Annotated in this window: 11 protein-coding genes and 4 pseudogenes; 9 read left to right on the forward strand and 6 right to left on the reverse strand. The window is 45.8% G+C overall.

The window, feature by feature from the left end:
* Positions 1-304: 304 nt before the first annotated feature.
* The 5 genes and pseudogenes from BLU87_RS08890 to mobB all read left to right on the forward strand — a co-directional run.
* Positions 305-1336, forward strand: coding sequence for a trigger factor (locus tag BLU87_RS08890; RefSeq protein ID WP_092346980.1), 1032 nt, complete (start codon positions 305-307; stop codon positions 1334-1336).
* Positions 1337-1382: 46 nt separating this feature from the next.
* Positions 1383-1994, forward strand: coding sequence for a peptide-methionine (S)-S-oxide reductase MsrA (gene msrA, locus BLU87_RS08895; protein ID WP_092346984.1), 612 nt, complete (start codon positions 1383-1385; stop codon positions 1992-1994).
* On the forward strand, positions 1985-2620 hold the full coding sequence (mobA, locus tag BLU87_RS08900; protein WP_092346987.1) for a molybdenum cofactor guanylyltransferase: 636 nt from the start codon (positions 1985-1987) through the stop codon (positions 2618-2620). Before msrA ends, mobA begins: the two co-directional genes overlap by 10 nt.
* A 2-nt stretch (positions 2621-2622) precedes the next feature.
* A pseudogene (mog, locus tag BLU87_RS17945) lies at positions 2623-3102 on the forward strand (molybdopterin adenylyltransferase); the annotation flags it as partial.
* A 51-nt stretch (positions 3103-3153) separates the two neighbouring features.
* A pseudogene (gene mobB / locus BLU87_RS17950) lies at positions 3154-3630 on the forward strand (molybdopterin-guanine dinucleotide biosynthesis protein B); the annotation flags it as partial.
* A gap of 170 nt (positions 3631-3800) precedes the next feature.
* On the opposite strand, the gene BLU87_RS08910 reads toward mobB, so the two are convergent.
* Positions 3801-4631, reverse strand: coding sequence for an alpha/beta fold hydrolase (locus tag BLU87_RS08910; RefSeq protein ID WP_092346990.1), 831 nt, complete (start codon positions 4629-4631; stop codon positions 3801-3803).
* A 937-nt stretch (positions 4632-5568) separates the two neighbouring features.
* A complete protein-coding gene (locus BLU87_RS17310; protein ID WP_092346993.1) occupies positions 5569-7728 on the reverse strand; it encodes a methyl-accepting chemotaxis protein in 2160 nt (719 codons plus the stop codon).
* Positions 7729-7931: 203 nt separating this feature from the next.
* Between BLU87_RS17310 and BLU87_RS08920 the strand changes: the two genes are divergently transcribed.
* Together BLU87_RS08920 and BLU87_RS08925 are read left to right on the forward strand one after the other, a co-directional pair.
* A complete protein-coding gene (locus BLU87_RS08920) occupies positions 7932-8177 on the forward strand; it encodes a hypothetical protein (protein WP_092346996.1) in 246 nt (81 codons plus the stop codon).
* Positions 8170-8613 (forward strand): annotated as a pseudogene (locus BLU87_RS08925) (IS6 family transposase); the annotation flags it as partial. The gene BLU87_RS08920 and the pseudogene BLU87_RS08925, both read left to right, overlap by 8 nt.
* Before the next feature lie 186 nt (positions 8614-8799).
* On the opposite strand, the gene BLU87_RS08930 reads toward BLU87_RS08925, so the two are convergent.
* The 3 genes from BLU87_RS08930 to BLU87_RS17095 form a co-directional block, all read right to left on the reverse strand.
* Positions 8800-9621 (reverse strand): hypothetical protein, encoded by an 822-nt coding sequence (locus BLU87_RS08930; protein WP_092347002.1) that lies wholly within the window; start codon positions 9619-9621, stop codon positions 8800-8802.
* A gap of 22 nt (positions 9622-9643) precedes the next feature.
* Entirely contained in the window at positions 9644-9874 is a 231-nt protein-coding gene (locus tag BLU87_RS08935; RefSeq protein WP_092347005.1) for a hypothetical protein, read from the reverse strand.
* A gap of 88 nt (positions 9875-9962) precedes the next feature.
* Complete coding sequence (locus BLU87_RS17095; RefSeq protein WP_139167509.1) at positions 9963-10259, reverse strand: hypothetical protein; 297 nt, start codon at positions 10257-10259, stop codon at positions 9963-9965.
* Positions 10260-10954: 695 nt separating this feature from the next.
* On the opposite strand from BLU87_RS17095, the gene BLU87_RS08940 reads away from it, so the two are divergent.
* Positions 10955-11695 carry a hypothetical protein gene (locus BLU87_RS08940; protein ID WP_139167511.1) on the forward strand — a complete coding sequence of 247 codons (741 nt, stop codon included), beginning with the start codon at positions 10955-10957 and terminating at the stop codon, positions 11693-11695.
* A gap of 488 nt (positions 11696-12183) precedes the next feature.
* Here BLU87_RS08940 and BLU87_RS08950 read toward each other — a convergent pair whose 3' ends face one another.
* Entirely contained in the window at positions 12184-13113 is a 930-nt protein-coding gene (locus tag BLU87_RS08950; RefSeq protein WP_092347014.1) for a DMT family transporter, read from the reverse strand.
* A 369-nt stretch (positions 13114-13482) separates the two neighbouring features.
* On the opposite strand from BLU87_RS08950, the pseudogene BLU87_RS17955 reads away from it, so the two are divergent.
* Positions 13483-13795: pseudogene (locus BLU87_RS17955) on the forward strand (IS6 family transposase); the annotation flags it as partial.

Below are 13795 nucleotides of genomic sequence, written 5' to 3' on the forward strand. Positions count from 1 at the left end.
GAATCTAATTCCGAGCGATGTTCCCGTAGTGAATACACCAATCTCTTGCCAATATACTGGTAACAAGTGCTCTGTTCCTTGTGTATTAGTGACCAAAAAAGAGCAACGGACTTATCCCTGTCCCTGGGGGAAGAGGCTGGTCAGAACCAAGCACTGAGACGATGAGAAAAATTGCAAATTGTCACCATCTAGCCAGCTTCTGAAACCGGGTTAATCTTTCTAAAGATTGACTATGAGGATGAATAAAAACGATAGCGGCTCATTTTGCAAGTCCGCGATATGTACATTTAAAAGGGAGTAACTCATGTCAGTTACGTTGTTGAAATCAAGTCAAGAAGAAGCTGTCATCTCAATTAAAATTGATGCACAGACAATCGAAAACGCCATCATGAAACAATATAAGGTAGCTATGGAAGGGATGGAGCAGGATGCTCCAACTTTACCATTGAGTAACCAAAAGTTGTTATCCCTGCACCCACAAACTGACATTTGGGCCAGTCAAGTATTAAATGAAATGCTACCTGTTTACTATAATAATGCAATTAGTGAACTGAAACTCAAACCGATGGCCATTCGTCAGATCAAACCTAAAAAAACGAAAATTGGAGAACCTTATGTCGTCGAAATTCGTGTCGCTTTAGCACCTGAAATAGAACTAAAGGAATACGAAGGTCTCAAAGTTTCATATACCCCTGTGATTGCAACGGATGAAGATGTCATCACACAAATTGCCAGTATGAGAGAACAACACGGGACTGGGGACGACGATGATGCGTTATTGAAGAGACTGTCATTTGATTCAATGGAACAGCTTAAAACTGAAGTTCGAAAAACGATCGAGGCTCAAGCTGAGGAGAAAACCGAATTGAATAAAAAGACTGCGGTTTTAAAAACGTTGATTGATACAAACCCTTGTGTTGCACCGGAAGAGGTTATTGAACAACAACTCATGGTTCAATTGGATCAACTTCACCAACAATTAGGAGAGCAGGGGATGAATAAATACTTGAAAGATTCAGACAAAACTATTAAAGACATCAAAACAGAGATGCGGCCAGAAACTGAAGTGGAAGTGAAAAAAAACCTGCTATTAACGGCCATTGCAGAAAATAAAAACTTTAAAGTGACTGAGGACGAAGTTAAACAAATCCTCCTGAAACAGAGTCGCTTAATCACTGACCCGTCTCTTAGTTATGAAGATTTCCGCAAGCGCGCTGAGGAGACTCCAGGCGTTATGGATCATTTCAACCGTTCTATCCTGATTGAAAAAACCATCGCTTACATCATTAAACACGCCGTCTTTCAGAAATTAGAACCACAGAGGGTACTGAACTAGCATTCAAGTTAGTGGCACTGAAGAAATGAAAGCAGAGGAAGAAATAATGACAAATACAGATTATGATGTCGCAACGTTTGCCGGGGGTTGTTTCTGGTGTATGGGAGCAGCATTCGAGACTTATCCTGGAGTCCATCAGGTCATTGCTGGCTTCAGTGGCGGTCAGGAAGAAATGCCGGATTACGAGCAAGTCTCTGCCGGAAAGACTGGACATGCGGAGTCAATCCAGATCACATACGATCCTCACGAAATCACATATAAAGAATTACTTGAAATTTTCTGGCGGCAGATAGACCCGACTGATGCAGAAGGGTCATTTTCCGATCGGGGCAAACAATATCGTACCGCGATTTTCTACCATACACCTGAACAAAAAGCCGCGGCCGAACGGTCGAAACAAAAACTTCAAGCTTCAGGTTTGTTTGATAAACCGATCGTCACCGAGATCCGGCCCTTCAAAAGTTTTTATCCAGCCGAAGAATATCATCAAGAGTTTCACGTCCGCAATCCAGAAGATTACAGCTATTACCGAGAGAATTCTGGACGTGACCAGTTTCGGAAACAAGTATGGGGTAGCGATAAAGATTACATGTCTAAAGGCATTCAAAAACTGATTGCTAAGGTGTCTCAACAAAAGGAAGAAAACAAATGTCGCTAACGGCTGAAGCCTCTAGTACTGTTAATAATGACATTACCGGCATCGTGCTCGCTGGGGGTAAAAGTCGGCGCATGGGACAGGATAAAGCGACGCTTCCTATGTTAAACGGTACAATGTTAAGTAACGCCCTGCTCTTTCTTCAACAGCATTTTCAAAAAGTCATAATTGTTGGTAATCGACCCGACCTCGAAATTTACGGGGTTCCTGTCATTCATGACATTTATCCCGGCAGTTCATTGGGTGGCATCCACGCAGGGTTAAATGCCGTCGAAACCAATTGGGTGTTTATTATGCCTTGTGATATGCCATTCCCCAATGCTGAAATTTTGACGAATCTTGTGCAATCACATCAACATGTAGATGCAGTCGTACCGAAGACAGAAAGGGGCTTCGAACCACTGTTTGCCCTTTATCATCGAAGAGTGCTGCCAATTATCGAAAGTTTTCTGCAACAGAACCGATTCCGGATTTTTGATCTCTTCGAGCAAATTGTTGTGAATTATATCGAGCCAAACGAGCTACCGAATAATTTCGAAATGAGCCTGATGAATATCAACACCCCCAATGACTATCAGCTTGCCCGCAAACAACTCTGGGACCAGACATCAGAAAGACTGAAGGCTTAACTATGCGAGCAGCAATCCTGGTATTAAGCGATAAGGGGGCGGCTGGACAAAGAGTCGATAAAAGTGGTCCCGCGCTAAAAAAATGGTTGTCTGATCAGCAGATTGAAACTGTCCTTACCAAACTAATCCCCGATGACCTGACAACTATTCAAAAGACCTTGATTGACTGGTGCGATAATTCTATCGCCGACCTCATTATAACCTGTGGTGGAACAGGAATTTCACCCCGTGATGTTACTCCTGAAGCAACCAAAGCAATCATCGAACGAGAACTACCTGGATTTGCCGAATTGATGCGGGCAAAAAGTCTTGCGATCACCCCGATGGCTATCCTATCTCGCGCCGTCGCCGGAATACGCAACAGTTGCTTAATCCTGAACCTTCCCGGTAGCCCTAAAGCTGCACTGGAAAACCTCACCTCGGTCTGGCCAGCAATTCCCCATGGGTTAGCAAAGATCAAAGGTGATCCATCCGATTGTGCCGGCATTCATTTGCAACAAGCATGTCATAAAACTCCACCAGTCGTTTCCTTTTCGGGTTTTTCAGGTTGCGGCAAAACAACTTTAGTGGTCAAGGTGATCCGTCTGCTCAGTGAGCGCGGCTATAAAGTCGGCGCCATTAAACATGATGGCCATCATTTCGACATCGACAAAGAGGGCAAAGACAGCTGGCGCATGACACAAGCCGGAGCCGTTATTACCGCGATCACTGACAGCAAAAAACTAGCGGTGATCAAACAACATGAAACCTCCCCTGGCCCGCAGGAGATGATAAAGGAGTTCTTCAGCGAGGTCGATATCGTCATCATCGAAGGGTGGAAAGAGCTCGCCCCGAATAGAATTGAGGTCTACCGCAAAGAGCTCGGGCACAAGCTGCTCTGCGCGCAAAATGAGGAAGGTTTTATTGCTCTGGCTACAAATACCCATATCGACACAAAGCTGCCGCAGCTTGACATCAACAACCCGCAGCATATTGTCACTTTTATTATCGACAAATTCCTAAAAAGATAAACACCATTGTAAATTGCAATAGTTGCATCGATAGTTCCTGCTCACTCAAACAGCAAGCAGAACTTTCGCTCCGACAGTGGTGGTTTTCACCTCAGCGACGTCCGCCTTTGGAAATAATCTATTCGGGGAACCGTCCGATCCAGTGCTAAATGAAATAAAAACGATTATCATTAAACATCTTTCACATTAATCACTGGAGCACCGTGCAGAAATGAGTCAATACGTTCAAACGCCCGTGGATCTTGGGAATAAAAGTGATGCCCACCGTTAAATAATTCGAGATGAGAGTGTGGTATCTGTTTATGGATGGCTTCGAGATTGGTGGTCCGGGTGATGCCATCATAGCGCCCACCGCAAATGAATACGGGCATCTGCAGGTTCGGCAGCCGATCGAATGTGTTATGCTCTAAGCGTGCTTCAAGCTGCCGACGTGCTCCAACTTTCCGATTATGCTCGTTTGCCCCTACCAGAAGGTTTGTGACCATCTGATCCAACATTTCCTGGTATTGCTGTGGATTAAGAGCTTGCCAGACCGCATCACGCCGCTTGTCCCTGAGAGGTAAGATGCATACGGCCCGCTCCCGTGGTGACAAGGATCCAAACTCCTGCAGTGGGTATGAATTACCACCGGCTCCGCCACTGCTTGTGCATGCCAGAACCAATCGCTTTATACTATGAGGATACCGCAACGCAAATTCTTGCGCGACCATACCACCGAAAGATATGCCTAACACGTTGCACTTGTTCCAGCCTACAGCTTCTAGGAGAGCTTTGGCATCCATTGCGTAGTCTGCCATGGTGTAAGAGATGTCTGGGCGGTCAGTTTGACCAAGACCTCGTTGATCATGAGCAAGGATTTCGAAATCTGCTGCAAGAGGAGATTCAAAGATAGTTGGCTTGCATCTGAGATCACCACCTGTGCCATTGAAAAAAAGTAAACGCGGCCCTGTTCCATGAATTTCATAATACATACGAATATCGCGGACATCAATAAATGGCATAACATATTTCCTCTGCTGTAAGTTTCATCTGACTTGACTGAAGAAAAGCTCAACATGAGGACGCGGATCCAATCATATTTACTGCAAACCTGTTGATTGACCGCCTCAATAAGGTCTGGGCAATGAATATTACCTATATACCCATGGCCCGAGGATTTGTCCACCTGGCTGCGGTACTGGATTTAAAGTATTGAGCAGCAAGACTGAAATAGACCGCCTCTTAATCAAAACGCCCCGAAAAGTTTCGAGGCGTCTTGTTAACATTAATATTTCTGTCAGCGTTCCCATCATGGGAACCGAAATCGATCACCCTACGACCGTGATCTCAACGACATCAACCTTCAGGCTGATGTGACTCGCTCTAACTGGTCAGGTGGATCAGAGACTGTCATAGCATCTTCCTCCTTTGAGTTTAAGGTAATTACAGCCTACCACAACATCTCAACAAAAGAAAAGTCCGCCCTATTCTCGGTGGTCCGTTTCCATAACTGAAATATAGAAAGTTCCAAAACTTATCGGTTGCGATGGGTGGAATTCCTGCTCACATATCTATCGCCAAGAACTCCCTTTTTTCCTCTGCCGAGGTTCGCCATTCTATTGCAGAGACTTGCCCTATTTCTCGGCTTTCACCAGCGCTTTACGAAGCGCTGGTGTTCTCTGAGCTGAAATAGCAGCACGATTCTCTGTTTCGGATAGGGTAAGTTTCTGCTTATGTCTTTCATCAAGCAATTGAACATTGCTTTCTTCGGCTTATTGGCAGACTGCTGAGTAGCTTCAACCCTTTCTATTTTTTACCCAATTTTGGCAATCAAATCTGCAGGCTCTGCTGATCTGGCTCCTGCTCTCTCCGCTTTGTTTTATTCTCATGTATAGATCATGCGACCTTCTGATCAAGCGAATTCGGCTTTCCTCAAACCGGCTCCAACAATTACCATGATTAAGCCACAAGCAGAGGAGCTGATTTGATCGGGAGATTTTTACTATGCAAATGCAAAATCTCACTTTTTACCAGCCGGAAGGTTTCCAGCATTTCATGCAGTTGGCTGGCCTGCCGGGCTAGATCCTCAGCCGCGGCTGCACTTTCTTCTGAATTTGCAGTTGTCTGCTGGGTTGCTCTGTCGATCTGATCAAGACCAAGATTGACTTCCTCGATCCTTTGAGTCTGCTGCCTTGATGCCTGGGCAATCTTCTCTGCCAGATTTTCGATCTTTGAAACACCAGCATCAATTCCTTCCAGAGTTGCAGCAGCACTGTTCGCTACTTTGACTCCAAATTCAACTTTCTGTTGTGAGCCCTCAATCAACGTGGCAATTTCACTGGCCGCTTCACCACTGCGATTTGCTAAAGCGCGGACCTCTTCGGCAACCACAGCAAACCCTTTACCATGCTGCCCCGCACGCGCCGCTTCCACGGCGGCATTCAGAGCTAAAAGATTAGTCTGGAAGGCAATTTCATCGATAACCTTCATAATCCTTGCTATTTCTTTGCTCGCTACATTGATTTGGTTCATTGCCTGCACCACCTGCTGCATCTCTTCACTTCCAGTATGCGCTGAGTTTTGCGCAGACTGGGTCAACGTATGTGCATGCTGGGCGCTCTCTGAATTTTGCCGTGATTGATCAATAACATTGGCCAAAGTGCTGCCGACTTGTACCAGGGCACTCGCCTGTTTTGTGGCTCCATGCGATAAGGATTGACTGCTTTTCGAGATCTGTTGTGAACGGTTCGCCACCTGAACTCCCGACGCGCGGATCTCTCCCATGAAACGGTTCAAGGCAGCATTGGTTTCTGCCAGAGGCTCACGAACTAGTCCCTGCGCTATAAAGGTAAAATCTCCTGCTGCCAGATGCTTAAAAGCGCTGATCACCTCATGCTGTAAATTATCAGCGAAGCTATCCAGGGATTTTCCAAGCATTCCAAGTTCATCCTGACGGGTCAACGCGAGGCGGGCATCCAAGTCCCCTTCTTCAAGATCGGTCAGCATCTGGTTGGCCTGCTTGAGCGGCTGGGTAATTCCTCTGGTTGCAAACAATGCCATCGCCAGAGCAACAAGAACAGCAACAATAGTAATAATAATACTGGTCTGATTGATGTGATCAATTTGGATTTCTGTCGCCTGATTGTTGATCAGAACTTTTTCAGCGGCATCGGCCACTATCAAACCGGTTGTTTTCTGTCTTTGCTCAAGCTCTTCTTTCACCGCGATAAATGGGACAACCATTTTCGCCACTGCGGTCTCCAGATCGTTATTGAACAGGGAAATAGCCTCTTTCTGCGTTGCCAGAATGTGGTATTCCAGCGCAATTACATGGTCAAGGTCAACCATAACAGCCTTGATTTTTGGGGGAAAATGATCACGGTAGAAAAGTCTCGCTTCTTCCCACTTATTGAATAAAGTCAGCATTTCCAGCTCGTTGGCCAGATCGGAAAGTTGCTTATTGGCCAGGGAAACTTTCTCCATAGCTTGCTTTAATTCCGGAAAATCGGCTGCATATTTCTGATAACTTTTACCTGCTTTGAATTGCTCTACCGGACTATCGGCAAGATCTTCGTAAAGGAGTTCATCTATTGAACTTTGCACGAACATCATATTGGCAATTTTCAGAGTCCAATTGAGTAGAGAACGCTTTAAAGAACTCAGGTCTTCAGCCAACCCATCATGACGTGGAAGCCAGAGCTCTTCCAATTCTGCTGCAATTTGATTGACATGAGCCATATTTTTCTCGGTTTCCACCACCAGTTCTTCATGCGGAGCAGCAAAGGCACCTAGTTCAGCGGTTCCAGCCTTGACAAAAACGGACAGAACCTCACGCTCCTGATTATTGAAAATCTGTATCTTTTCCCGGTTCTGTAGCATATCAGCACGAGCACGACTCATTCCCCCCTGCAATGTTTGTTGAACGGCTTCGATTTGTGTCAGCAGCCTGCTCAATTGTCCTGATTGCTGTTCTGCATTCGTGGCGCTGCGCATCGAAGCAAGGGTGGTTTCATGGGCTTTACGTATTTTGCTCGTACCCCAAGAGGAAACCCCGAACATCAACAAAGTCAACACAATAACAACAAGAAAGCTTCCAAGTAATTTTTTACCTACCGACATGTGATTTCTCCCTTAGCTACCCAACAATTAATAAGTGTTAGCCAATAAGAAATCATCCATGTTAGGTTTTGGTGAGTTTACGTCTTAATTTCATTTTTTGCCCTTTAGCTGTCGCAAAAAATACGTTTCTGCTAAAAGTAGAAATCTATACATACATAAATCTAAAATATTTAATCCCAATAATTCAATCTCGGTTAATCTCTATGAACATTTTCGTTAACAGACCATTCCAGCTCTCCAGTGCAGCTGAACAGGCTTTTAGCAACAGCACCGGAAATCAGTCGGTCTGCCAATTACACAAACAAGGGCGGGTGACGAATGGCTTTAAATATTATGAAGTGCGTGACTATGTCATCAGACAGGCTCTGAAAACAGCACGGGACGAACAAGCAACGTGGGAGAAAATTATCCAGAATCTTGATCTGATTGAATCCAAAGTCTCTGGATGAAGTTTTTATCAAAATACGAGGCAAACAGCACACCCTTTGGCGAGCAGTCGATCAGGATGGTGATGAAATCGACATCCTGGTTCAACATAAGCGCAACAAACTAGCGGCGCTTCGTTTCTTCCGCAAACTGTTTCGAAAAACAGGCGTATGTCCATACAAAATCGTGACCGATAAACTCCGTAGCTACCGAGCCGCGTTAAAAGAGTTATCAACCGGGGCACCACATGAGACAGGTCGGTATCAAAACAATCGAACGGAACTTTCGCACCAACCCACCCGACAGCGTGAACGAAAAATGAGGCGTTTCAAGTCACAAAGACAAGCCCAGCAATTTCTCTCCTTTCATGGTCTAGTAGATAGCCTTTTTCGTCATCAGCGCCATTTACTGAGCGCAAAAAGCTCCCGCACCCTTCGTGATCGAGCCTTTGCAATTTGAGCGCAGGATACCTGCGCCTGCAATCCAACGTGGTTGTAATGTGATTTGCTCGGCAAAGCAGTCTATTTCTGCTCTATATTCGTTAAGTTGACAATACCAACCGCGACCTTGTTACCAACATGGGCTTGCTCGATATGTTGGACAGGAACTTTTTCGAGAGGTTTCCCACCATATCTTGTTAAGCAATTAATCATGGCCCGGCCCTTTGTGCAGCGTGCCTGCCGCTAAATGTGTTTTGAACCAGAATTTCAATGAGGATTGTTCTGATCCGCCCGATTTTTTCATTCCACCAGGGCCTCCGGACATTCCGCCTCGACCACCTCTTTCTTCTCCCCCTGACTGCTGAGCCCGTTCCGAAGGGCCAGCGGACATTTGTGTCTGCTTGGTTTCCAGGCCGATGCCGAGGGTCGCAGAGGGAGGAATTGCCTGTAGAAACAGCTTATTGGCGGACAGAGGAATCTTTAACTCATAGATAAGTCCTGCTTGCTGGGTGCCAAGCGCTAGAGAAATCGCGAACCTATTTTTAAAAACCGAAAAGTCGCCAAGTATTTTTTCTCCGACCAAGAGTTCAAAGCGATCATTGTTTTGCTGTGGCCTCTTGTCTCTAGAATTTTTCGACATTTGTGGCTCTGTTCCTTGTTCCGGTCGTCCATCACCAGAAGGGGGGGCATTTTGTGCAAGAGGAAAGCTGATACCAAACGATTTTTCTTTTTTCCCACTAGGATCCAACCAAATAGTCAGGCCACCACGTCGAATCTGTTGCTGCAGTTGCAAATCATGGGTTGTCAAGCGCAGATAGAGAAACTCCTGATCATTGCAAAGAGCAATGCCGAGTGGCGGCTCTTCCAAGTGATAAGTTGAAACCCTTTGCCAATCCTCCGGCTTTCCGTCAACCAGAATATCATCCTGCCTCCCGGTGCTAGCGAACTCAGGCTGCCGACATCCGGGCAAAAGCAAAAGGAGGAATATTGCGAAAAGGAAGATTTTGATATGGCAATCTTTAGTCATGGTGTTCTCATTTGCGAATAAATCATTGAAAGGAATAGTGCTGCAACATTGGTAGTTTATGGTCCCGCAGTTCCTCGACGTAGGCTAGTGCCACCTTCATCAGGTTCGCTTTTTTGATGTAGATCACAAGGTCAGGAATCATAATCCCCTGCAAAGTCTGGCTGCCCCAGGACGGGTCGTAGCCTTTGTCCTGTTTAAGCGGCGCGAGGATTTCCGTTCTTCGGGAGATTGATAGAACCGTTATTCGATTCATGCTGGCACCTGTCATTATAAATGTTAAACGTTCCGGACAGCTGCAGCTGTCCAGCTTGAGTTATTCATTTTCAGTGGTTTTACGGCATTTAGCGCTGCCACGCCTTCTCTTTCTGCGTATATTTTCCGGCATCACGTACTAAGTGAACGTAGTTGTAAATACGCTCCTGATCTTCACCTGCAGATCCGCCCTGAACCATAGAGTTAAAGCGCACCGCACCAACTCTATAGATGTCATTTCCCTCACTATCGACAGCGCAACCGAAGGCAACATACCAATCGTTGTAATAAGCGGTGACGACCGGGCTAAAGTAGGCGGAGGTGCTCGACCAGAAATAAACGTCTTCGTCGGTTCGACTCCTTTTGGTTGTTGTTGATGGAGCCAAAATAAAATGAAAATAAGGAGCAAATAAGAAAGAAAAGAGGATATGGGGATGGATGTCAGAAATTGAAGGTTTTTTGCTAATACGAATACTTAGTTGATCTCCATATTTCTTTCTTCTTGGAAGAGGCTTTTGTAGGACACTTGGCAAGCGCCTAATTTACTAGACACTCAATAGTTTCCGAAAATACTGTTTTTCATATTCCACCAGTGAGATGCCGCCATTTTTGCCATATCGCCTAGTTGTGTTGTAAAACAGCTCGATATAGTTGAATATCCACGTTCGGTAATTTGCTTTATTGCTTCAATTTTAAATTCTTCGGGGTGTCGCTTTGCCCTCGTAGTAGTACCCCCCCCTGATTGTATGAATTATAACGCTATCAGATAGCTACAATACTAGGGACTTGCCAACTCTTATTTCCCTACCGGCCAGAATCATTCTCAATCAACTAATTAAATTTCCAAACATATCTTGGGAAAACAGTGGAACTACACTTTCAACACTTTTCCACATTCCTTCCATTATCCGTGCATGCTTATTCGCGATGATTCGAATCATTAATGTCGATATTTCACGGAAAGGAAGCGAACATGGGCAATAAAAAGACAGGACAGAAGGCAATGACATGGATAGTCTCGAAAGCTAGGGACTGGAACCCTCTCCAGCCGTTGGCACTGAACAAAATAAGCGGGGTCTTTATGAAAAAGATCAACATGCTGATGGTTTTCGTTTCTCTGTTGGTCCTGGTTGCCCCCCCAGCCTTTGCTCAAGGAGAAGCCGTGTCAGCTATTAACGGGCAGGTTGTTGTAACTGGTGGTAGTCTGGATGGTGAAAATATGGCAACAGGTTCAGCAAGTCTGACTGCACCGCTGGGAGAACATTTCGGACTGCGATTGGATGGCCTCTCCGGCAATATTGACCGTGATGATTTCCGGGTGGGAGCCATTCACCTGTTCACTCGTGATCCTGATTTGTACCTGCTTGGTGTGACCGGTGCCCATGCTGAACTTGAAAATATTCAAGTAGAAAGTTTTAGCCTTGAGGTTGAAGCTTATATGGGGATGGTTACCATTGCTGCCGCCGGTGGACAACAGACTGGCGATGTCCATGATTCAACCTATGGCTCTCTGGACCTGCGTTACTACCCGCAGAAAAATCTGATGGTTGAAGTCGGCGCTAGCGTGGCTGACGAGAATGACGGTAAAGCTCATATCGGCGTTGAATATCAGCTAGTGGGTGGACTGGCGCTATTTGCTGATGCGGCGACTGGAGAGGATGGGTTCGAGCATGCTCTTGGTGGCATCCGTTACTACTTTGGAGATGAAAAACCCCTGATCAATCGCCATCGTGAGGAGGTTTCCACAAATAATGTCCTCGATAGCGTGATCATTAATTACGCCAGTGCCCGCTCCGCAGTTCTTGCTAGCGACATCAGATAGTGGCTTTGCTAGAGGTGTGGACGACATCCAGATCTTCCTCAAAGAAGGGGGATAAAAAGATCCTGACCTGAAAAAAAGCATACCAAAGAATTATGGTATGCCCCATAAATTGATCAAATTTCCAACCAAAGAAAGGAGATCAATCTATGGAAAGATTATTAACAGGATGAGTCGATTTTTCAATCAAAATGGCCATCAGCGTAAGGCCTGCCCGATTGGAAATTGTTTACAACAGAAAAACCTGTTGTCCCCAGTGCGGGAGTTTAAGACAAAGAATCAAGGCGAGTTTCTGGCGGAAGATTAACCGCACACCACAGCAGGGGCACCCTGTTACCCTGCTTGTTTATTGCCATAAATATCACTGTAAACAATGCCATCGATATTTTAATACATGCATGAATGGTATTAAGAAAGGTCGATATGGGCTGATTTGCAACAACCTGGACCTGATCTGACAGTCATTATCAGCTCTTGTTGTGTCTCCGAAACTACAGTACCGGTAAGGTCCGTCTACGTCCAAGCCCCCAGATACTCAGCAGTAGCAGAAATCCGCCGAGCCATTGCAAAGCCCCCAGATGCTCTCCCAGGAAGAGAGCCGCCAGCAACACTGCGGTGAGCGGTTCGACCAGTGTGGCAACCGTCAATGCTGTCGGAGTTAGCCGTGCGGCACCCCAACTGAAAGCAAGCAAGGCAAGTGCGGCGGTCACCACGCCAAGGTAGAGAAACCAGGCTTGCGGGAGAATGCCTGCGGGCCAGTAAAGAGGTCGGTACAGCGAAGAGAGACCCATGATCAACGCTGCTACGATAGTCAGGCACGTGGTTGCCTGTCCAGTGCCAAGACGAGTGGCAAGACGGCCGCTGATGAGCGCGAAGCCAGCATAAAGAATTGCAGATCCAAAAGAATACAAAACGCCAATAATCAGTTCGTGTTGATCTGTCGTTCCAGCTCCAGTGCCATGTCGAGACACGATCAAGATCGTACCAGTCAGTGCGGCAACTAACACAGAAAAAAGTTGAACGTTAAGTGTTTCCTGCCCCCGAACAAGTGCGAAGACGGTCACAAGGACTGGAGGTAAGCATAAGGCAATCAATGTTGGAATTGCGGCGCCAATGTGTTCAATTCCAAGGAACCAGCACAGAACATATCCGGCCATAGAAGTGCCTGCAGCGAGCACGGTCATCATGAGGGGTCGCAGTTGCCGCCAGTGAATTTGTCTTCCGAAAACTGTGAGTAATATCACAGCACCAACTGTGAACCGCCAGAACGAGATGTTTTCAGGTGTGAGGCCATGCTTTGCAATGAGTATATTCACGACCACTGCACCAGTTCCCCAAAAGAAGCCTGCGGAACACGCTGCACAAAGAGCCATAACCGATTGTGAAGATGCTTTATTTGAATTGTTAGATGAGCTGTGCATGACTTGTGATCCCTAACGGAGAGTGAGAACCAGCGGAGCAGTATCCTAAACTGTTCCATCTTTGTCAAAACTTAGCAATTATTACCGACCTTAAGAGCCCCAACTAATCACAGTCATTCTATTGATCCTATCAAAATACGTTTGCGTATGTCCTAAGGATTTTTGAAAGACATCCTCTCAGGATTTAAAGAAAAGCGCGGAGTTAAAAAATCCTTCCCATAGAAGGGCTTGCCCCGACATGCCAAGGAATGGTGAAGAAGTTATGCAGAGATTCGAGCTTGGAAGAGATCTTTTGAAATTAGAGGCTGGCCAGTTTTAAGCATTGAGCAGGTATTGTCAACTTAATGCCCTTTCCTCCAGTATAGAGGAATGAATAATCATATCACAGTCTACAAAGGCCATCGTTTTCCAAAATCCATTATCAGTCACGCTGTATGGCTCTACTACAGATTCTCGCTGAGCTATAGAGAAGTGGAAGAGTTACTCGCTGTCCGAGTCGTGGAAGTCAGTTACGAATCCATCTGGAAGTGGTGCCTTAAATTTCCATCCTCTTACGCAAAAAATCTGCGCAAGTCTGCTGGTCAGGCTGGTGGTATCTGGATGAGGTTTTTATCAAAATACGGGGCGAACAGCACACCCTTTGGCGAGCAGTCGATCAGGATGGTGATGAAATCGACATCTT

The organism is Desulfuromusa kysingii (assembly GCF_900107645.1).
Taxonomy (GTDB): Bacteria; Desulfobacterota; Desulfuromonadia; order Desulfuromonadales; family Geopsychrobacteraceae; genus Desulfuromusa; species Desulfuromusa kysingii.